Consider the following 18,561-nt stretch of genomic DNA (forward strand, 5'->3'; position numbering starts at 1 on the left):
CCGGGGTGTCCGGCTCGGACCAACGGGCATAGCCTGGATCGATGACAGACGACACGGATGCACCAGGACAACCGGTCACACCTCCACGCCGTGGCAGGCGACGCCGTGGGCCGCGTCTGATCACCGAGGCGGCGCGTGACAGCATCACCGTCTCGCGCGCCTTCGGGACGGCCTACGACGGCGAGGGCGCCCGTGTCGTCCCCGTCGCCCGGGTGATGGGCAGCACCGGCTCGGGGTCGGCGGGGCGCTACGGCGGTGGAGGCTTCGGGACCGCGGTCAAGCCGCTCGGCGTCGTCGTCATCGACGACTCAGGCACCCGCTGGCTGCCCACGATCGACGTGAACCGAGCGATCCTGGGCGGTCAGGTCGTGCTGACCGTGGCTGTGCTCACCGCCGGGTGGGTCGTGGGCCGGCGGCACACCACGGTGCACCGCCTCGGGCTGCCGGCGCTCCCGTCGCTGCCCGTCCTGCCCCACCTCCTGCACCACCGGAGCGGTGCGTCCTGAGCTCAGTCCGCGCGACCCACCCGCAGCTCGAGGGAGTCGACACGCTCGCTCACCAGCTCGCTCGCCCCGAGAGCCGCGTTGACCTCGGCGAGCACCTCGCTGAGCTGGGCTCGGGTGAGCCCGGCATCGATGCCCAGCACCACAGCGACCTCCGCGGTCCGCCCCGGCGCCGCTGACACCCGCGCGACCGACCGGACCGGGGACACCGCGTCGACGATCGCGCGCACGACCTCAGGGTCGACCACGCCGTCCGCGACGGCGGGGACCCACGTCACGCCCTGAGCGATCGCCCAGACGGCCGGGCGAGGCACGAGCACGCTCACCGGACCCCCGGGGTCCAGCACCAGCAGCGCCCATCCCTCGGCGACGGCCGAGAGAGCGGCACGCGCCGCGTCGGCGGGAACCGGACGCGCCTCGTGGCGCCAGGCGGCCATCGACGCCACGCTCGAGAAGACAGGCAGCGCGGTCCGTCCGTCCGGCGCAGCCAGGGCGACGACGCCGGCCGAGGCCTGCTTGTCGACCTGGTGCCCGTGCTCCCCCTGCTCGGCCACGTCGAGCTCGGCCAGCACGGGGATGAGGACACGGACCATGGCGAGCCGCGCCACGACGTCGGCCAGGGACGTCGTGCCGGCCTGGTACCCGGCGAGCAGGGCAGTGAGCTCGGGGTCGGCGGTGCCGTCGTCACCGGCGAAGGGCGACGCACCGGGCAGCGCGCGTCCCGGTGCAGCCGCGTCCGGCGCCTCCGCCTCGGACGAGGCCGCGGCCGCGGCCGCGGCCGCTGCACCTGCGGCTGCTGCGTCGTCTGCCTGCTCGCCCGCGGTCATGGCCGGCCGGCCACGTCCAGCGCCTGCGGCAGGGTGAAGGCCCCTGCGTAGAGCGCCTTGCCGACGATCGCTCCCTCGACACCGCTGGGCACGAGCTCACGCAGCGCGGCGAGGTCGGCGAGGCTGGAGATGCCGCCCGAGGCGACGACCGGCGCGTCGGTGCGCGCGGCGACGTCGCGCAGGAGATCGATGTTCGGGCCGCGCAGCGTCCCGTCCTTGGTCACGTCGGTCACCACGTAGCGCGAGCAGCCGGCCTCCTCGAGGCGTGCGAGCACCTCCCAGAGGTCTCCCCCGTCCTCGGTCCAGCCGCGAGCGGCGAGCGTGGTGCCACGCACGTCCAGGCCGACGGCGATCTTGTCGCCGTACTCGCTGATCACCCGAGCGGTCCACTCCGGGTTCTCCAGGGCTGCGGTCCCCAGGTTGACGCGGGCGCAGCCGGTGGCCAGCGCACGCTCGAGCGAGGCGTCGTCCCGGATGCCACCGGACAGCTCGACGAGCACATCGAGGCGGTCGACGACGTCGGCCAGCAGCTCGGCGTTGGAGCCTCGCCCGAAGGCGGCGTCCAGGTCGACCAGGTGGACCCACTCGGCGCCCCCCGACTGCCAGTCGAGGGCGGCGGTCAACGGGTCGCCGTAGGAGGTCTCAGATCCGGCTTCGCCCTGGACGAGGCGGACGGCCTGCCCATCGGCGACATCGACGGCAGGCAGAAGAACGAGGCGGTCAGACATGGCGAAGAGGATCCTCTCGGGGAACCGGTAGACGACGAAGGATGGCGGCCAGTGGATCTGGGCCAGGCCCCGACGGGCCAGGTGACGAACAGGTCAGAGCGTGGTGAGCCAGTTGCGCAGCAGCTGCGCGCCGGCGTCCCCGGACTTCTCAGGGTGGAACTGGGTGGCGGACAAAGGGCCGTTCTCGACAGCCGCGACGAAGCGCCCGCCGTGCTCGGACCACGTCACCAGCGGGCGCTTGAGCCGGTTGGACGAGGGCGCGTCCGCACCCAGCACGAAGTCGCGCGCTGCGTAGGAGTGGACGAAGTAGAACCGCTCGTCGGCGATGCCGTCGAAGAGCACCGTGCCCTCCGGCGCCTCGACCGTGTCCCAGCCCATGTGCGGGACGATGGGCGCCTCCAGGCGGTCCACCAGGCCGGGCCACTCGCCCAGGCCTTCGGTGTGCTGCCCGTGCTCGTCACCCGCCTCGAACATGACCTGCATCCCGACGCAGATGCCCAGGACCGGGCGGCCGCCGGCGAGCCGGCGACCGACGATCTGACCGCCGTTGACCGCGGCGAGGCCCTTCATGACGGCGGCGAAGGCGCCCACGCCGGGCACTACGAGGCCGTCCGCCTCGGACGCGGCCCGCGCGTCGGCGGTGAGCTCGACGCTCGCGCCGACCCGCTCGAGCGCACGCACCGCGGAGCGGACGTTGCCGAAGCCGTAGTCGAGAACGACGACACGCTTCATGTCACTTCTCCCCGCGCTGCTTGCGGGACTTGCCGGACAGTGCGCGCATGGCCTTCCAGCGCGACATCCCCGCGCTGGAGACGACGCCGGGCAGGTCGTGCACGGTCGTGGTGCCCAGCATCAGGTCCTCGAACTCGTGCGGTGCGCCGTCGAGCACGAGGGCTGCCGGCATGTCGCCCAGGCGCTGCCCGCCCTGCCACTGGCTCGCCTTGACCTGGCCGCCGGCTGCCTCGAAGAGGATCAGCGGCACCGACTTCACCAGCGCCGAGACGGCGCGAGCCAGCTCCGCGGGTGCATCGGCGGAGGTGTCGCGGCAGATCGCGTAGGCGCCGAGCGGGGACGGGACGGCGTCCACGACGAGCTTGTTCATGGCGCAGGCAGCAGCCAGCGCCTCGGCCGTGGCGACCTGGGTGAGGATGATCGCGATCCTGTGCTCGGGCGCCGCGTCGGCAGCCGGAGCGGACTGCGGCTGCGCAGGTGACGGCGTCGCAGCCGGCGGCGGCGTGGTCGCGGCGTCCTGGTCGCCCGCGAGCGAGCTGAGGTCGTCGGGAACGCTGAAGCCGTCGGGGAGTGCGTCGTCGGGCAGGTCAGCGGAGGTCATAGTGCTCCCTTGGTGGACGGGATGCCCTCGACGCGGGGGTCGGGGGCGACGGCGGCGCGCAGGGCCCGCGCGAGGGCCTTGAACTGCGCCTCGACGATGTGGTGCGGGTCGCGCCCGGACAGCACCCGCATGTGGATGCAGATGCCTGCGTGGTGGGCGATCGACTCGAGGACGTGACGGGTCAGCGACCCGGTGAAGTGCCCACCGATGAGGTGGTACTCCTGGCCGGCGGGCTCACCCGAGTGGACGAGGTACGGTCGCCCCGAGACGTCGACGACGGCCTGGGCCAACGCCTCGTCGAGGGGGACGAGGGCGTCGCCGAAGCGGCCGATGCCGGACTTGTCACCGAGGGCGATGCGCAGCGCCTCGCCGAAGGCGATCGCGGTGTCCTCGACGGTGTGGTGGGCGTCGATGTGGGTGTCGCCGGTGGCCTTGACGGTGAGGTCGATGAGGGAGTGCTTGCCCAGCGCGGTGAGCATGTGGTCGTAGAACGGCACGGTCGTGGAGATGTCCGTGCGGCCCGTCCCGTCGAGGTTGATCTCCACGAGGACGCTCGACTCGCTCGTCGTCCGCTCGATCCGTCCACGACGTCCAGCCTGCTCAGCGCTCACAGCCCTGCCACCTCCACCAGTGCGTCCTTGAACGCGTCCATGTCCTGCGGCGTACCGATCGATACGCGCAACCAACCCTCGGGGCCCGTCTCACGGATGAGCACGCCCCGGTCCAGCAGACCTTGCCACACGGCGTGGCGGTCGTCGAACGTGCCGAAGAGCACGAAGTTCGAGTCCGACTCCGCTGCCTGCAGCGGAGCACCCCGGTACGTCTGCGCCCGCAACCACTCCACGGTCGCGTCGCGCTCGGCTCGCAACGAATCTACCTGTGCGAGCAGCGTCGTCGCGTGCGCCAGGGCTCCGCGGGCCGTCGCCTGCGTCACAGCGGACAGGTGGTACGGCAGGCGCACCACGCGCAGCGCGTCGACGAAGGCCGTGGAGGCCGCGAGGTAGCCCACCCGGGCACCGGCCAGGGCGAAGGCCTTGGACATCGTGCGGCTCACCGCGAGGTTCGGGAAGCGGGCGAGCAGCTCCATCGCCGAGGGCACCCCGGTGCGGCGGAACTCGCCGTAGGCCTCGTCCACCACGACCACGGCGGGGGCGCCGTCGATGTCCAGCTCGAGCGCGGCCTCGCACACGGCGACGATGACCTCGGTGGTCAGCGCCGTGCCGGTGGGGTTGTTCGGGCTGGTGAGGATGATGATCGAGGGCTGGTGCTCCCGGATGGTGGCCACGGCGACGCCCGCGTCGAGGGTGAAGTCCGTCTCACGGCGTCCGGCCACCCACGTGGTGTGGGTGTCACGGGCGTACTCGGGGTACATCGAGTACGTCGGGGCGAAGGAGAGCGCCGTGCGCCCCGGACCACCGAAGGCCTGCATGATGTGCAGCATGACCTCGTTGGAGCCGTTGGCCGCCCAGATCTGCTCCTTGGCCACCCGCACGCCGGACTCGCGCGCGAGGTAGTCGGCCAGGTCCTGGCGCAGCGCGGGGAAGTCACGGTCGGGGTAGCGGTTGAGCCCGGCTGCGGCCTCGGTGACGAGCTCGGCGATCGTGGCGACCACCTCGGGCCCGGGGCCGTAGGGGTTCTCGTTGACGTTGAGCAGGTGCGGGACGTCGAGCTGGGGGGCGCCGTAGGGCACCTCCCCCGCCAGGTCAGGGCGGATCGGCAGGTTCACGGACTGAGGGGAGGCTGCGGAGATCACCACCCCAGTCTAGAGAACGGCGCCAACGGTTTTCGCGAGCGTCCATATCTGCGCCACCTGCGCCAGGGATGCGTGCGCCTCGTCCACAGGACACCGGCTGAGTCGTGACCGACGCTCCGGGGTCCTTAGGCTGGGGGCATGACCTCCTCCGGTGACTCTGACCCCGTGACGCGCCCCGCCGAGGACGCCGACGCCGCGAGCCCGGACGGCGCACGTCCCGACGCCGAGCCCACGCCGCGGTTCAAGCCCAAGGGTCCCAAGCGCTGGGGCGTCGAGCCGGACTGGTCGAAGCTGCCCAGCACACCACGCCGGCCTCCCATCGTCTCCGACGAGCCCGCCTGGGGGACGTCGTCGGTCGACGCCCGCAGCCTCGTCGGCCCGGCGGCGAGCGACGACGCACCAGGCTCGGCAGGCGACCGCGACCTCGCACCCGCGTGGCAGACGCCCGGCTTCGCCCCGCAGGCGAGCGACCCGGCCGAGGCGGAGCCCGCGCTTCCCGTCGACGAGGAGGAGGACGACGAGGACTTCGTCGAGGAGGAGGACGAGACGCCCGACGGCGCTGCGCTCTCATCGTCGCTCTCATCCTCCGCGCCCTCGCCTTCTGTCTCCTCACCATCCCCGCCGTCCCCGGAGCCCGCCCCGGAGCCTGCTCCGGCCGCGGCGGACGTCACCTCAGAACACCCAGCCGTCGTCGACCCGGCATCGACACACACAACCCCGCCGTCCGCGGCTCCGACCTCACCAGACAAGGCACCCGTGACCCCGACGCAGCCCGCCACCTCCTACGACGACGACCCGTACAAGGACGTCCCGTACTTCGACGAGCCGGTCTTCGACGAGCCCGCCTTCGACGAGCCCGGCGAGTACGCAGCACCGAGCCGGGCAGGACGGGGACGCACGGGACCCTCTTCCGCTCCCGCCGCCTCTGCCGCGCCCGTCGCGCCCGTGGCTCCCCCGGCGCCGGCTCGCCGGCTCGTGGACGCCTCGGAGGATCTTCGTCCCGAGGCCGAGGCCGCCCTGCGTCGCCTCGTCGGCCGCGACGACGTCGCCCTGCGGGACGACCAGTGGACCGCGATCGAGGCCCTCGTGCGCGACCACCGTCGGGCGCTCGTGGTCCAGCGCACCGGGTGGGGGAAGTCGGCCGTGTACTTCGTCTCGACCGCGCTGCTGCGCGCTCGTGGCGCGGGGCCGACGATCATCATCTCCCCGCTCCTGGCGCTCATGCGTGACCAGATCGCCGCGGCCGAGCGGGCCGGGATCCGGGCTGCCACGATCAACTCCGCCAACGTCACCGAATGGGACGAGATCCACGCGCAGATCACCGCAGGAACCATCGACGTCCTTCTATGTTCCCCGGAACGCCTGAACAACCCGGGCTTCCGCGACGAGGTGCTGCCGCGCCTGGCGGCCGACGCCGGCCTGGTGGTCATCGACGAGGCTCACTGCGTCTCGGACTGGGGTCACGACTTCCGCCCGGACTACCGCCGCATCCGCACCCTCCTCCAGGACCTGCCCGCCGGCATCCCGGTCCTCGCCACCACCGCGACCGCGAACTCCCGGGTCACCCAGGACGTCGCCGAGCAGCTCGAGGTCACCGGGGCGGACGCCCACGGCTCGTCGGTGCTCGTGCTGCGTGGCGGCCTGGACCGGGAGTCCCTGCACCTGAGCGTGCTCCGCCTCAAGGACCAGCCCACCCGGGTGGCGTGGCTCATGGAGATGCTGCGCTCGACGCAGGGATCGGGAATCGTCTATTGCCTGACCGTCTCGGTCGCCGAGCAGATCGCCTCCCAGCTCAAGGACGCGGGCATCCCGGTGGCTGCCTACACCGGGCGCACCGACCCCGCCGAGCGGGAGTCCCTGGAGGCCGACCTCAAGGCCAACCGCGTCAAGGCGCTCATCGCGACCTCTGCCCTGGGGATGGGCTTCGACAAGCCTGACCTTGCCTTCGTCGTCCACGTCGGCGCCCCCAGCTCCCCCATCGCCTACTACCAGCAGGTCGGGCGCGCCGGACGTGGTGTCGACTCTGCCCTCGTGGTGCTCCTGCCCGGGGAGGAAGACCGGCGGATCTGGGAGTACTTCGGCTCCCTGGCCTTCCCGCGCGAGGACCAGGTCCGCGCCACCCTCGACGCGCTGTCCCGCGGCGGGACGCAGTCCGCCCAGCTCCTGGAGACCCAGGTCGACCTGACCCGTTCACGCCTGGAGATGATGCTCAAGGTGCTCGACGTCGACGGGGCGGTCAAGCGCGTCAAGGGCGGCTGGGAGGCGACAGGGCAGGGCTGGTCCTACGACGGCGACCGCTACGCACGCGTCGAGCAGGCCCGCCTCGCCGAGCAGGCCACCATGGTCGACTACGTCACGACCGACGGGTGCCGGATGGCCTTCCTGCGCGCCACCCTCGACGACCCCGAGCTCGAGCCGGGCATGCAATGCGGGCGGTGCGACAACTGCGGGGGTGTGACCCTCCCGGCAGCGCCGACCGCCGAGCACGTGGCCCAGGCGCGCACCGCGATGGACACCCCGGGCGTGGTCATCGAGCCACGCAAGATGTGGCCCTCGGGCATGGCGTCGCTCGGGATGGAGGTCAAGGGCAAGATCGCCCCCGAGCGTCAGCTCGCACCCGGCCGCGCGATCGCCCGCCTCGACGGTCTCGGCTGGTCCCAGCCGCTGCGTGAGCTCTTCGCCCCGTCCACCCCGGACGGCGAGACACCGGTCGCGCTGCGCCGCGCCGCGGTCCAGGTGCTCGAGTCCTGGCCGGCCGGGAAGGCCGTGGACGGCGTCGTCGTGGTGCGCTCGGCGACCCGGCCGATGCTCGCCCAGCACCTGGGCCGCGGGCTGGCGACCTATCTGAGCAAGCCCTTCGTGGGGACGATCGGGCCCCGCGCCGGGGCGGAGGCGCCTGGCCGCCACGACGTGAACTCCGCGATGCGTCTGGCCGGGGTCGCTGACCGACTGACCCTCGAGCTCTCCGACGCGGCCCTCGGCGGCCTCGCCGGCCGCTCGATCCTGCTCGTCGACGACTACACCGACTCCGGCTGGACCCTGACGGTGGCCGGCCAGCTCCTGCTCGACGCCGGCGCCCGGGAGGTCCTGCCGCTCACCCTGGCGCTGCAGTAGGACACGGTGCAGCTGGACACCCGCAGCAGGACGCGAGGCCGGCCGGCGGGCTCAGCGCAGGACGACCGGCTCCCGCGAGGTGAGCCACCACTCGGTCGCCTGCAGGGCGAGGGCGATCCCGGCGAGAGCGGTCACCATCCCGCGCGTGCCGGTGATCAGGGTGAAGGCGACGACGACCACGTTCGCCACCAGAGCGGAGGCGACGAGAAGGCTGGAGGCCATCGCCGCCCGCGGTGACCGGCGGATGCGCAACACGATGCCGACCGCCCCCGCGACGAGCACCGCGCCGAGGGCCATGATCGCGAGCAGCTCCGCAGGTGGGAACGACAGGTCCACCGCCCCGTCCTCGTCGGTGCTGGTGTAGACCATCAGCCCGATGACCACGAGGATCAGCAGGCTGCCTTCGCTGATCAGCATCACCGCCGCAAGGGTGCGGACAACCGCTCTACCTGTCATGGCGCGACTGTAGCGGACAGCGGCAGTGAACAGTGGCGCCGATGCGCCGCACACCGCACCTTCTGGTCAGAGCGTCGCGATTACACGGACCTCGGCGGCACTGACCAGCAGGCGGAGCGGACCTAGAACCGCACCTGGACGGCTTCGCCGTGGGCGGGGAGGTCCTCGGCGTTGGCGAAGGCGACGATCTTGGAGGAGATCTCCTGAAGCGCCTCGGCGGAGTACTCGATGACCTGCACAGCCTTGATGAAGCTGTGCACACCCAGACCGCTGGCGAAGTGCGCGCACCCACCGGTGGGGAGCACGTGGTTGGAGCCGGCCATGTAGTCGCCCAGCGCCACCGGGGAGTACGGGCCGACGAAGATCGCGCCCGCGTTGGTGATCTGCAGCGCGACGTCGGCTGCGTCAGCCGTCTGGATCTCCAGGTGCTCGGCGCCGTAGGCGTTGACCACCTCGACGCCGTGGGCGATGGAGTCCACGATGACGATCGCGGACTGCGGCCCGCTGAGCGCCTGGCCGACCCGCGCGGAGTGCCGGGTCACCTCGGTGCGGTCCACGAGCCGGGCCTCGACCGCACCGGCAAGCTCGACCGAGTCGGTGACGAGCACCGACGCCGCGGCCGGGTCGTGCTCGGCCTGGCTGATGAGGTCTGCTGCGACATGGTCGGGGTTGGCGCCGCCGTCGGCCAGCACGGCGATCTCGGTGGTGCCGGCCTCGGCGTCGATGCCCACCACTCCGCGCACGAGGCGCTTGGCGGCCGCGACGTAGACGTTCCCCGGCCCGGTGACGACGTTGACCGGCTCGCAGAGGGTGTCGCCGTCCTGCGGCTCGCTGCCTCGTGCACCGTAGGCGAACATGGCGATCGCCTGGGCGCCGCCCACCGCGTAGACCTCGTCCACCCCGAGCAGCGCGCACGCCGCGAGGATGGTCGGGTGCGGCAGACCGTCGTTGTCCGCCTGCGGGGGCGAGGCCACCGCGAGGGAGCGCACGCCGGCCTCCTGGGCGGCGACGACGTTCATGATCACCGAGGACGGGTAGACCGCGAGGCCGCCGGGGACGTAGAGACCCACGCGCCCGACCGGGATCCAGCGCTGACGCACCTGGGCCCCGGGGGCGAGGTCGACGACGAAGTCGTGGGGCAGCTGGGCGGCGTGCACGGCGCGCACCCGGGTGATCGACTCCTCGATGGCCGCGCGCACGGCGGGGTCGAGGGTGAGCAGCGCCTTCTCGAAGGCCTCGGTGGGGACCCGGAGGTTGACCGGACGGACGCCGTCGAACCTCTCGGCGAGGTCGCGGAGCTCGGCCGCACCATGAGCGCGGACCCCCGCGATGATCGGCGCCACGCGCTCGGCGGCGTCTTCGACGCGCACCTCGGCGCGAGGCAGCGCCTCGATGAGCTCACGGGCTGTCAGGGAGCGACCACGCAGGTCCAGTCGATTGATCACAGTCCTAGTCTAGGCGTGCCAGGCCGTGCGGTCTCCGGGATTCTGCGGAGATCGCGCGCAGGAGCGCTCCGGTTTCGCGAGACAATGGGTCCATGGACCACGTAGAGATCTCTGACGACATCATCCGGCTCGGGCAGTTCCTCAAGCTCGCGAACCTCGCCGAGTCCGGCGCGCAGGCACGCGAGCTCATCGCCGACGGCGAGGTGTCGGTCAACGGCGAGGTGGACACCCGCCGCGGTCGTCAGCTGCACAAGGGCGACGTGGTCGTCGTGGACTCCCCCGCAGGCTCGGCAACGGCCACCGTCGCCTGACCGAGCATCACCGATGCATCACCGAGGAATCAACCCGGCGAGACCCCGCGGATCCCAGCGGATCCCTGCCGGGACCGGCCCCGTTCAGCGGGACATGTACCCCGAGCTCATGACCTTGTCCGGGGTCATGACGAGGACGACGCGGCTGGGGTTCTCCGACGGTTCCCGGTAGCGGCGGGCGTAGCGACGCACCGCCTCGGCGATCTCCTCCGGCTCGCGGGAGACGGTGATCGGCCCTTCCAGGGTGATCCACCGCCCGCCGTCGACCTGGCAGACGGCGGCCCGCGGGGGCGTCCCGTCCGCGGTGAGCCGCTCGGCGTTCTTGCGCTTGACCGAGCCGTCGTTGGTGGTGATCCGCACGACCCCGGCCTCGGGGTCCCAGGTGAAGCCCACCGGCACCACGTGCGGTGACCCGTCGGCGCGCAGCGTCGTCAAGGTCGCCAGATGGCGCTCGGTCACGAAGACCTGCTGCTCGGGCGTGAGGTGGATGGGTCGCCGGTCGGTCAGTCGCTCATGGATCACACCCGCGAGTCTATGGCAGGCGTCAGAACCCGAAGGTGACGACCGGGTCGAGGGTGCGTGCCCGCAGCGCATCCAGCACGTGCAGCTCATGCGGGACGACCGGCGCCGGCAGCGCGTCGTCGTCGAACCAGGCGAGGGCCGCGGCCTTGTCCGCCTCCTGGAGGGCTGGCTCGCCCACCCAGCTGCGGCACTCGAAGAAGAAGTCCACCCGCTCCTCGATCGGGCCGCCGCCGGGGTGCGTGCGGTGCATGACGGTGACCGGGACGAGATCGGCGACCTCCACGCGGACCCCGAGCTCCTCGCGCGCCTCACGGGCAGCCGCGGCGAGCACGGACTCCCCCTGCTCGACGTGCCCGGCCGCGCCGCAGGCCCAGTGCCCGTCCATGTACCCGGTGTTCTGGCGCAGCTGCATGAGCAGCTGCTCGACGCCCTCGTGGGTCCGCCGGAAGATCACGTAGGCGGCGGGGACCACCTGGAAACGGTCGCTCACGAGGGCAGGCAGCTCTGGCCGAGCAGGGCCTTGAGGTCGCCGTACAGGGACGGGCTGCGCTGCACCCGCAGCGCGTCCTCGACCCGCATGACCTTGGTCCGCCCCGGGCTGGTCAGGCTCAGGTGCACCGGGGTGCTGCCGGGGTGGGTGCGTAGGATCTCTCGCAGCCGCTCGACCACGTGCTGGGTGCACCGTGACTCCGCCAGGGTCACCACGACCGGTGAGTCGCTCCCGGTGGAGATGTCCGGCAGCGACACCTCCATGGCCTGCAGCTGCATGGTGTCGTCGCGGCGCCGGACCCGTCCACGGAGCACGACGACCTGGTCCTCTGCGAGGATCGTGGAGTACGCCAGGTACGTCTCGCCGAAGAACATCACCTCGACGCCGCCGTCGAGGTCCTCGATGGTCACCGCGGCCCACGGGTTGCCCTGCTTGGACATCTTGCGCTGCAGGGACGTGATGAGACCGGCGATGACGACGGTCGAGCCGTCGGCTCGGCCCTCGTCCGTGAGCAGGGTCGCGATGGAGACCTCCGCGGACTGGGCCAGCACGTGCTCGAGCCCGGAGAGCGGATGGTCGGAGACGTAGAGGCCGAGCATGTCCCGCTCGAAGGCGAGCAGCTGCTTCTTGTCCCAGTCCGGCAGGTCAGGGATGTCCACGCTGAACGACATCCCGTCGTCCTCCTCGTCGCCGAAGCCGGCGAAGAGGTCGAACTGCCCCTCGGCCTCCTTGCGCTTGACGCCGATGACAGAGTCCACGGCCTGCTCGTGCACCACCTGCAGGGCACGCCGCGTGTGACCGAGGGAGTCGAAGGCGCCGGCCTTGATGAGGGACTCGATGGTGCGCTTGTTGCACACCACGGCGGGGACCTTGTCGAGGAAGTCGGTGAAGCCGGTGTACTCGCCCTTGGCCTCGCGGGAAGCGACGATCGCGTCGACGACGTTCGCACCGACGTTGCGCACGGCGGTCAGACCGAAGCGGATGTCCGCGCCGACGGCGGTGAAGTTCGCCGAGGAGGAGTTGACGTCCGGGGGCAGCACGGTGATGCCCATGCGCCGGCACTCGTTGAGGTAGAGGGCCGACTTGTCCTTGTCGTCGCGCACGCTGGTGAGCAGCGCGGCCATGTACTCCACCGGGTAGTTCGCCTTGAGGTAGGCCGTCCAGTAGGAGACGACGCCGTAGGCGGCCGAGTGAGCCTTGTTGAAGGCGTAGTCGGAGAAGGGCAGCAGGATGTCCCACAGCGCCTTGACCGCGGCCATGGAGAAGCCGCGCTCGATCATGCCGGCGGAGAAGCCCTCGAACTGCTTGTCCAGCTCAGACTTCTTCTTCTTGCCCATCGCGCGGCGCAGGATGTCTGCCTGGCCGAGGGAGAACCCGGCGACCGTCTGGGCGATGGACATGACCTGCTCCTGATACACGATCAGGCCGTGGGTCGTGCCGAGGGTCTCCGCGAGGGGCTCGGCGAGCTCGGGGTGGATCGGGACGATCTCCTGGAGACCGTTCTTGCGCAGGGCGTAGTTGGTGTGCGAGTTGGCACCCATCGGTCCCGGACGGTAGAGCGCGCCGACGGCGGAGATGTCCTCGAAGTTGTCCGGGCGCATGAGCTTGAGCAGGGTCCGCATGCCGCCGCCGTCGAGCTGGAACACGCCCAGGGTGTCTCCGCGCCCGAGCAACGCGTAGGTGTTCGGGTCGTCCAGGGTGAGCGTCTCCAGCTCGACCGGGTCCTTGCCGTTCATGACGATGTTCTCGAGGGCGTCGTCGAGGATCGTGAGGTTGCGCAACCCCAGGAAGTCCATCTTGATGAGCCCGAGCTCTTCGCACTTGGGGTAGTCGAACTGGGTGATCACCGCTCCGTCCTGGGGACGGCGCATGATCGGGATGATGTCGATGAGCGGGTCGGAGGACATGATGACGCCGGCGGCGTGCACGCCCCACTGGCGCTTCAGCCCTTCGATGCCCTTGGCCAGCTCGACGACGCGCTGGGCCTCCGGGTCCGCCGCGTGAACCTGACGGAACTCCTCGGCCTCGTTGTAGCGCTTGTCGCTCGGGTCGAAGATCCCGGACAGGGAGATGTCCTTGCCCATGATCGCCGGCGGCATCGCCTTGGTGAGCTTCTCGCCCATCGCGTACGGCAGACCGAGGAGGCGGCTGGAGTCCTTGAGGGCCTGCTTGGCCTTGATGGTGCCGTAGGTGACGATCTGCGCGACGCGGTCCTCGCCGTACTTCTCGGTGACGTACCGGATGACCTCACCGCGACGACGCTCGTCGAAGTCGATGTCGAAGTCAGGCATGGAGACGCGGTCAGGGTTGAGGAAGCGCTCGAAGATCAGCCCGTGCTGGAGCGGGTCGAGGTCGGTGATCCGCATGGCGTAGGCAGCCATGGACCCCGCACCGGAGCCACGGCCCGGACCGACGCGGATGCCGTTGTCCTTGGACCAGTTGATGAAGTCGGCGACGACGAGGAAGTACCCCGGGAAGCCCATCTGGACGATGACCTTGGTCTCGAAGTCGGCGCGCTGGCGGACCGCGTCGGGGATCCCCGCCGGGTAGCGGTAGCGCAGGCCGGCCTCGACCTCCTTGATGAACCAGGAGGTCTCGTCCTCCCCCGGAGGGCAGGGGAAGTTCGGCATGTAGTTGGCCGAGGTGTCGAAGGACACGTTGCACTGCTCAGCGATGAGCAGGGTGTTGTCGCAGGCCTCGGGCAGCTCTTTCCACACCCGGCGCATCTCGGCCGCGGACTTGACGTAGTAGCCGTCACCGTCGAACTTGAACCGGTCCGGGTCGGCGAGGGTCGAGCCTGAGTTGATGCACAGCAGCGCCTCCTGGGAGTGGCTGTCCTCCTGCTTGACGTAGTGCAGGTCGTTCGTCGCCACGATCGGGGCACCGATGTCCTGGGACAGGCGCAGCAGGTCCTTGAAGACCCGGGTCTCGATGTCGAGCCCGTGGTCCATGAGCTCGACGTAGAAGTTCTCCTTGCCGAAGATGTCCTGTAGCTCGCCGGCGGCCTTGACGGCCTCGTCGTAGTGCCCCAGCCGCAGCCGCGTCTGGACCTCGCCGGAGGGACAGCCGGTCGAGGCGATCATGCCCTTGCCGTAGGTCTGCAGCAGCTCGCGGTCCATCCGGGGCCACTTGCCCATCTGGCCCTCGAGGGAGGCGAGGGAGCTCATCCGGAACAGGTTGTGCAGGCCCTCGTTGTCCTTGGCCCACATGGTCAGGTGCGTGTAGGCACCACGGGCGGAGACGTCGTCGGAGGCCTGGCTGGCGTCACCCCAGCGCACCCGGGTGTTGTCCTTGCGAGAGGTGCCGGGGGTGACGTAGGCCTCGACGCCGATGATCGGCTTCACCCCGGCCGCGGTGCCCTGCTTCCAGAAGTCGTAGGCACCGAAGAGGTACCCGTGGTCCGTCGTCGCGATGGCCTTCTGCCCGAGCCTGCTGGTCTCGGCGAAGAGGTCCCCCAGCCGGGCCGCGCCGTCGAGCATGGAGTACTCGGTGTGGACGTGGAGGTGGACGAAGTCCTCGGAGACCGAGGTCGAAGCAGACGACATGGCACGAGTCTAGATCGGCTCAGGGACAGACTCGCCGCACGGCCCCCACCGAGGGCCGTGGGCCTCGTCTCACCCGCTCTAGCGGTAGGTGGAACGCACCGTCTCGAGGGCGTCGGCGAGGTCCTGGGGGTACTCGCTCGTCACTTCGAGCCACTCCCCCGTGGACGGGTGGGTGAAGCCCAGGCGCTTGGCGTGCAGCCACTGGCGGTTGAGCTTGACCCGCGCGGCGAGGGTGGGGTCCGCGCCGTAGGTCACGTCGCCCACGCAGGGGTGGCGCAGCGCCGCGAAGTGCACGCGGATCTGGTGGGTGCGCCCGGTCTCCAGGTGCACCTCGACCAGGGAGGCCGCCGAGAGCATCTCGAGGACCTCGTAGTGGGTCACCGAAGGCTTGCCGTCGGCGACGACGGCGAACTTGTAGTCCGCGCTGGGGTGACGCCCGATCGGGGCGTCGATGGTCCCCGTGGTGGGTTCGGGGTGGCCCTGGACGAGGGCGTGGTAGACCTTCTCGACCGTGCGCTCCTTGAAGGCGCGCTTGAGGACGGAGTAGGCGTGCTCGCTCTTGGCGACCACCATGAGCCCGGAGGTCCCCACGTCGAGGCGGTGCACGATGCCCTGGCGCTCGGCAGCGCCCGACGTGGCGATCGTGTAGCCGGCGGCGATGAGGGCGCCGACAACGGTGGGTCCGGTCCAGCCCACCGACGGGTGCGCTGCGACGCCCACAGGCTTGTCGATGACCACGACGTCGTCGTCGTCGTAGACGATCTTCATCCCCGGCACGGGCTCGGCGACGACGACCGGGCCGGCCTGCGAGGGCGCGTCGGGGAGGTCGACCTCGAGCCAGGCGTCGGCCGGCAGGCGGTCGGACTTGCCGGCGGGGCGGCCGTCGATGAGCACGCCGCCGTCTGCGGCGATCTGGGCGGCGACGGTCCGAGACAGCCCGAGCATGCGGGACAGCGCCGCATCGACGCGTTCGCCGACGAGGCCGTCCGGAACCGGGAGAGTGCGGACGGTGCCCATCAGGAGTCGCTCGATTCGGGGGTGGTGTCGGGGGTGTCTGTGGTGCCGGAGGTGCCGGTGGTGCCGGTCGTGGTGGTGCCGGTGGAGCTGTCCGCGGCGTTCGTGTCCGTGGTGGCGCTCGTGTCGTCGTCGCTCGCGCGCCGGCCGTCCGGACCGATGCCCACGAAGGCGAGGATCGCGATGAGGACAGCGGCGACGACGATCGCGATGTCGGCGACGTTCCCGATGAAGGGTCCGTAGTCGATGAAGTCGACGACGTGCCCGTTGGGGAAGCCCGGGGCCCGGAACAGGCGGTCCAGCAGGTTGCCGATCGCACCACCCAGCACGAGGCCCAGCGCGACCGCCCAGGCCGTCGAGGCGATCTTGCGGGCCATGAGGACGATGAAGACGACCACACCGACCGAGAGCAGCGTGAGCACCCAGGTCATGCCGCTCGCGATGGAGAGCGCGGCACCGGGGTTGTAGATGAGCCGGAGCTGGATGAGCTCGCCGATGAGCGGCTTGGGCGCCTCACCGACGACGAGGGCCGACTGGGCCCACACCTTCGTCAGCTGGTCGGCGACCAGCACGAGGGCGGCGAGCCCGAAGATGAACAGCAGCCGCTTGAACGGGCTCTGCGGGGACGCCGGCTCGGGCGTCGCGTCAGGCGTCGGTGCGGTGTCTTCGGTCACGGGTGTCTTCTCGGTCTCAGGCATCACGCGCAAGTGTCCCACGTGACGGTGTGCCGGGGCAGCCACGGCCACCCCGGCACACGCAGACGTGATGGACCGCTGGCGCGGAAGGGATCAACGACGCTCTTCGCGCTGCTTGCAGGTCACGCACAGGGTGGCTCGCGGGAAGGCCTGCAGACGGGCCTTGCCGATCGCCTGCCCGCAGGACTCGCAGGTGCCGTAGGTGCCCGCGCCGATGCGCGAGAGCGCTCGGCTGTTCTGGGCGAGGAGGTCACGGGTGTTGTTCACCAGCGTGAGCTCCTGCTCCCGCTCCAGGGCGGAGGAGCCGGAGTCTGCCTGGTCGTCGCCGGCCCCGTCCCCGGAGTTGCGCAGCAGCTCGGAGAGCTCCTGGTCGGCGACGGAGAGCTCGGCCTGGAGCCGGACGTTCTCGACGATCAGCTCGTCGGCCAGTCCCTCGATCTCCTTGGCGGACCACGGGCTCTCGCCCTCACGAACGGGGAACGTCTTGACGTCCTTGGCGAGGGTCGGGAACTGCTCCTTGGCGGGAGCGTTGCTGATTGCGTCACGGATCGACATCACGGCCTCTTTCTTCGAAGTTAGCCGAGGTTAGTCGCCGCAGCCGGCGCACGCAATCCACCACGCCGCATTGTGCGGAGAGGTGAATCGGGTGCACCGGCTGCGGGGAGGTGCTGCTGGTGACGCTGGTGCTGCTCACAGCCGCAAGAGCGGCTGCGTGAGGGATCAGATGCCCTGCTTGGCCTGGTCTGCGCCTGACGGCAACGCGCTCGCGCGGTTGTCGAGGTCGCCCAGCAGGTTCTGCAGGTAGCTCTTGAGACGGGTGCGGTAGTCGCGCTCGAAGATCCGCAGCTCGTCGATCTTGCGCTCGAGGAGCGAACGCTCCTGCTCGAGCTGGGTGAGCGTGCGCTGCGAGGTCTCTTCGGCCTCGCGCACGATCCGCGATCCCTCGGCCTTGGCCTCGGAGATCAGGCGGTCGCCCTCGTCCTGTCCGGCCCGGACGTGGTCGTCGTGGAGCTTCTGAGCCATCTGGATGATCCCGGTGGCCATCTCAGGCTCGCGCGGGGCCATCTGGGCCGCAGGGGCAGCCACAGGCGCAGGTGCGACGACGGGCTCCGGCTTGGGCTCCTCGACGGTCTTCTGGACCGATACTGCCTGCTCCGGAGCGGACTGCTGCTGCGCGTTGGCGCGGCTCAGCTCCGCCACCCGGCGCTCGGACGCCTCAAGCTTGGCCTTGAGATCGTCGTTCTCGGCATACAGCTCCCGAAGAGTGTTGAGGACCTCGTCCAGGAAGTCGTCAACCTCTACGACGTCGTACCCCTCCCGGAACTTGGTCGCCGGGAACTTCTTGGTCAGGACGTCATCTGCTGTGAGCAGTGCCACCATCGTTTTCACCTCGAATACTCGCGCTGGTCTGTTCGGTCAATCCACCGACCGCCAGAGGTCACGCTAGCGGACAATCGCGCCAACGCCTGCACCGGGAGGCGGTTCGGTGGGACATTCGGTCAGGGCTAGGTGCTCGCCTCCGACCATGAAGTACTCATCATGCAGCCATGACGTTGAAGAATCGGAGCAGGATGGACACTCCGACGAAGAGGATCAAGAATCCCACGTCGATGCGCAGCGACCCGAGCGTCAGCGGCGGGATGTACCGGCGCAGGAACTTCACGGGTGGGTCGGTGAGCGTGTAGAACAGCTCCGCCAGGATCAGGAGGATCCCCTTGGGACGGAAGTCCCGCGAGAACACCTGGACCCAGTCGAAGATCACCCGTCCGAAGAGGACGATGAGATACAGGAAGCACAGCAGTGCCAGAAGGCTCCAGATCACGTC

19 protein-coding genes are annotated in these 18,561 nt (G+C 70.5%); 3 read left to right on the top strand and 16 right to left on the bottom strand.

Annotated elements, in window-relative coordinates:
* Positions 1–41 precede the first annotated feature (41 nt).
* Positions 42–506 carry a hypothetical protein gene (locus tag SS2_RS09410; protein WP_066463395.1) on the top strand — a complete coding sequence of 155 codons (465 nt, stop codon included), beginning with the start codon at positions 42–44 and terminating at the stop codon, positions 504–506.
* 2 nt (positions 507–508) lie between these two features.
* Here SS2_RS09410 and SS2_RS09415 read toward each other — a convergent pair whose 3' ends face one another.
* The 6 genes from SS2_RS09415 to SS2_RS09440 all read right to left on the bottom strand — a co-directional run bounded on the left by SS2_RS09415 (position 509) and on the right by SS2_RS09440 (position 5,141).
* The gene (locus SS2_RS09415) at positions 509–1,330 is read right to left on the bottom strand and encodes an SseB family protein (RefSeq protein WP_083942088.1); all 822 of its coding nucleotides are present in this window, start codon (positions 1,328–1,330) and stop codon (positions 509–511) included.
* Positions 1,327–2,058, bottom strand: a complete 732-nt coding sequence (gene priA, locus SS2_RS09420; protein ID WP_066463396.1) for a bifunctional 1-(5-phosphoribosyl)-5-((5-phosphoribosylamino)methylideneamino)imidazole-4-carboxamide isomerase/phosphoribosylanthranilate isomerase PriA — start codon at positions 2,056–2,058, stop codon at positions 1,327–1,329. Before priA ends, SS2_RS09415 begins: the two co-directional genes overlap by 4 nt.
* 93 nt (positions 2,059–2,151) lie before the next feature.
* On the bottom strand, positions 2,152–2,790 hold the full coding sequence (gene hisH / locus SS2_RS09425) for an imidazole glycerol phosphate synthase subunit HisH (RefSeq protein WP_066463398.1): 639 nt from the start codon (positions 2,788–2,790) through the stop codon (positions 2,152–2,154).
* Between the two features lies 1 nt (position 2,791).
* Positions 2,792–3,391, bottom strand: coding sequence for a hypothetical protein (locus SS2_RS09430; RefSeq protein ID WP_066463400.1), 600 nt, complete (start codon positions 3,389–3,391; stop codon positions 2,792–2,794).
* Positions 3,388–4,002 carry an imidazoleglycerol-phosphate dehydratase HisB gene (gene hisB / locus SS2_RS09435; protein ID WP_066463402.1) on the bottom strand — a complete coding sequence of 205 codons (615 nt, stop codon included), beginning with the start codon at positions 4,000–4,002 and terminating at the stop codon, positions 3,388–3,390. Before hisB ends, SS2_RS09430 begins: the two co-directional genes overlap by 4 nt.
* Entirely contained in the window at positions 3,999–5,141 is a 1,143-nt protein-coding gene (locus SS2_RS09440; RefSeq protein ID WP_066463854.1) for a histidinol-phosphate transaminase, read from the bottom strand. The genes hisB and SS2_RS09440 overlap by 4 nt, the downstream gene beginning before the upstream one ends.
* Before the next feature lie 948 nt (positions 5,142–6,089).
* Between SS2_RS09440 and SS2_RS09445 the strand changes: the two genes are divergently transcribed.
* Positions 6,090–8,258 (top strand): RecQ family ATP-dependent DNA helicase, encoded by a 2,169-nt coding sequence (locus SS2_RS09445; protein ID WP_066463855.1) that lies wholly within the window; start codon positions 6,090–6,092, stop codon positions 8,256–8,258.
* A 51-nt stretch (positions 8,259–8,309) separates the two neighbouring features.
* Here the strand turns inward: SS2_RS09445 and SS2_RS09450 are convergent, their stop codons facing one another.
* Both SS2_RS09450 and hisD read right to left on the bottom strand, forming a co-directional pair.
* Positions 8,310–8,714, bottom strand: coding sequence for a hypothetical protein (locus SS2_RS09450; protein WP_157607281.1), 405 nt, complete (start codon positions 8,712–8,714; stop codon positions 8,310–8,312).
* A 122-nt stretch (positions 8,715–8,836) separates the two neighbouring features.
* On the bottom strand, positions 8,837–10,159 hold the full coding sequence (gene hisD, locus SS2_RS09455; RefSeq protein ID WP_066463406.1) for a histidinol dehydrogenase: 1,323 nt from the start codon (positions 10,157–10,159) through the stop codon (positions 8,837–8,839).
* Positions 10,160–10,251: 92 nt separating this feature from the next.
* On the opposite strand from hisD, the gene SS2_RS09460 reads away from it, so the two are divergent.
* Positions 10,252–10,470 (top strand): RNA-binding S4 domain-containing protein, encoded by a 219-nt coding sequence (locus tag SS2_RS09460; RefSeq protein ID WP_066463408.1) that lies wholly within the window; start codon positions 10,252–10,254, stop codon positions 10,468–10,470.
* A gap of 84 nt (positions 10,471–10,554) precedes the next feature.
* On the opposite strand, the gene SS2_RS09465 is transcribed toward SS2_RS09460, so the two are convergent.
* The 8 genes from SS2_RS09465 to SS2_RS09500 form a co-directional block, all read right to left on the bottom strand.
* Positions 10,555–10,992, bottom strand: a complete 438-nt coding sequence (locus SS2_RS09465; RefSeq protein WP_245643486.1) for a pyridoxamine 5'-phosphate oxidase family protein — start codon at positions 10,990–10,992, stop codon at positions 10,555–10,557.
* Between the two features lie 22 nt (positions 10,993–11,014).
* On the bottom strand, positions 11,015–11,482 hold the full coding sequence (locus SS2_RS09470) for an NUDIX domain-containing protein (protein WP_066463410.1): 468 nt from the start codon (positions 11,480–11,482) through the stop codon (positions 11,015–11,017).
* The gene (gene dnaE, locus SS2_RS09475) at positions 11,479–15,027 is read right to left on the bottom strand and encodes a DNA polymerase III subunit alpha (protein WP_066463412.1); all 3,549 of its coding nucleotides are present in this window, start codon (positions 15,025–15,027) and stop codon (positions 11,479–11,481) included. The genes SS2_RS09470 and dnaE overlap by 4 nt, the downstream gene beginning before the upstream one ends.
* Before the next feature lie 78 nt (positions 15,028–15,105).
* Entirely contained in the window at positions 15,106–16,044 is a 939-nt protein-coding gene (locus SS2_RS09480) for an RluA family pseudouridine synthase (RefSeq protein ID WP_066463414.1), read from the bottom strand.
* Positions 16,044–16,739, bottom strand: a complete 696-nt coding sequence (gene lspA, locus SS2_RS09485) for a signal peptidase II (protein ID WP_083942092.1) — start codon at positions 16,737–16,739, stop codon at positions 16,044–16,046. Before lspA ends, SS2_RS09480 begins: the two co-directional genes overlap by 1 nt.
* A 90-nt stretch (positions 16,740–16,829) precedes the next feature.
* Positions 16,830–17,291: a TraR/DksA family transcriptional regulator gene (locus SS2_RS09490; RefSeq protein WP_066463416.1), complete on the bottom strand. Its 462-nt coding sequence runs from the start codon at positions 17,289–17,291 to the stop codon at positions 16,830–16,832.
* A gap of 165 nt (positions 17,292–17,456) precedes the next feature.
* Entirely contained in the window at positions 17,457–18,113 is a 657-nt protein-coding gene (locus tag SS2_RS09495; protein ID WP_174523199.1) for a DivIVA domain-containing protein, read from the bottom strand.
* Positions 18,114–18,273: 160 nt separating this feature from the next.
* Positions 18,274–18,558 (bottom strand): YggT family protein, encoded by a 285-nt coding sequence (locus tag SS2_RS09500; RefSeq protein WP_066463422.1) that lies wholly within the window; start codon positions 18,556–18,558, stop codon positions 18,274–18,276.
* Between the last annotated feature and the right edge of the window lie 3 nt (positions 18,559–18,561).

Origin of the sequence: Sanguibacter suarezii NBRC 16159, assembly GCF_001552735.1 — a bacterium.
Taxonomy (GTDB): domain Bacteria; phylum Actinomycetota; class Actinomycetes; order Actinomycetales; family Cellulomonadaceae; genus Sanguibacter; species Sanguibacter suarezii.

Coding starts and splice junctions, on each gene's coding strand:
- dnaE (WP_066463412.1), bottom strand. CDS start 15,027: ATGTCGTCTGCTTCGACCTCGGTCTCCGAGGACTTCGTCCACCTCCAC.
- SS2_RS09415 (WP_083942088.1), bottom strand. CDS start 1,330: ATGACCGCGGGCGAGCAGGCAGACGACGCAGCAGCCGCAGGTGCAGCG.
- SS2_RS09430 (WP_066463400.1), bottom strand. CDS start 3,391: ATGACCTCCGCTGACCTGCCCGACGACGCACTCCCCGACGGCTTCAGC.
- SS2_RS09410 (WP_066463395.1), top strand. CDS start 42: ATGACAGACGACACGGATGCACCAGGACAACCGGTCACACCTCCACGC.
- SS2_RS09450 (WP_157607281.1), bottom strand. CDS start 8,714: ATGACAGGTAGAGCGGTTGTCCGCACCCTTGCGGCGGTGATGCTGATC.
- hisH (WP_066463398.1), bottom strand. CDS start 2,790: ATGAAGCGTGTCGTCGTTCTCGACTACGGCTTCGGCAACGTCCGCTCC.
- lspA (WP_083942092.1), bottom strand. CDS start 16,739: ATGCCTGAGACCGAGAAGACACCCGTGACCGAAGACACCGCACCGACG.
- SS2_RS09490 (WP_066463416.1), bottom strand. CDS start 17,291: ATGTCGATCCGTGACGCAATCAGCAACGCTCCCGCCAAGGAGCAGTTC.
- priA (WP_066463396.1), bottom strand. CDS start 2,058: ATGTCTGACCGCCTCGTTCTTCTGCCTGCCGTCGATGTCGCCGATGGG.
- SS2_RS09460 (WP_066463408.1), top strand. CDS start 10,252: ATGGACCACGTAGAGATCTCTGACGACATCATCCGGCTCGGGCAGTTC.
- SS2_RS09480 (WP_066463414.1), bottom strand. CDS start 16,044: ATGGGCACCGTCCGCACTCTCCCGGTTCCGGACGGCCTCGTCGGCGAA.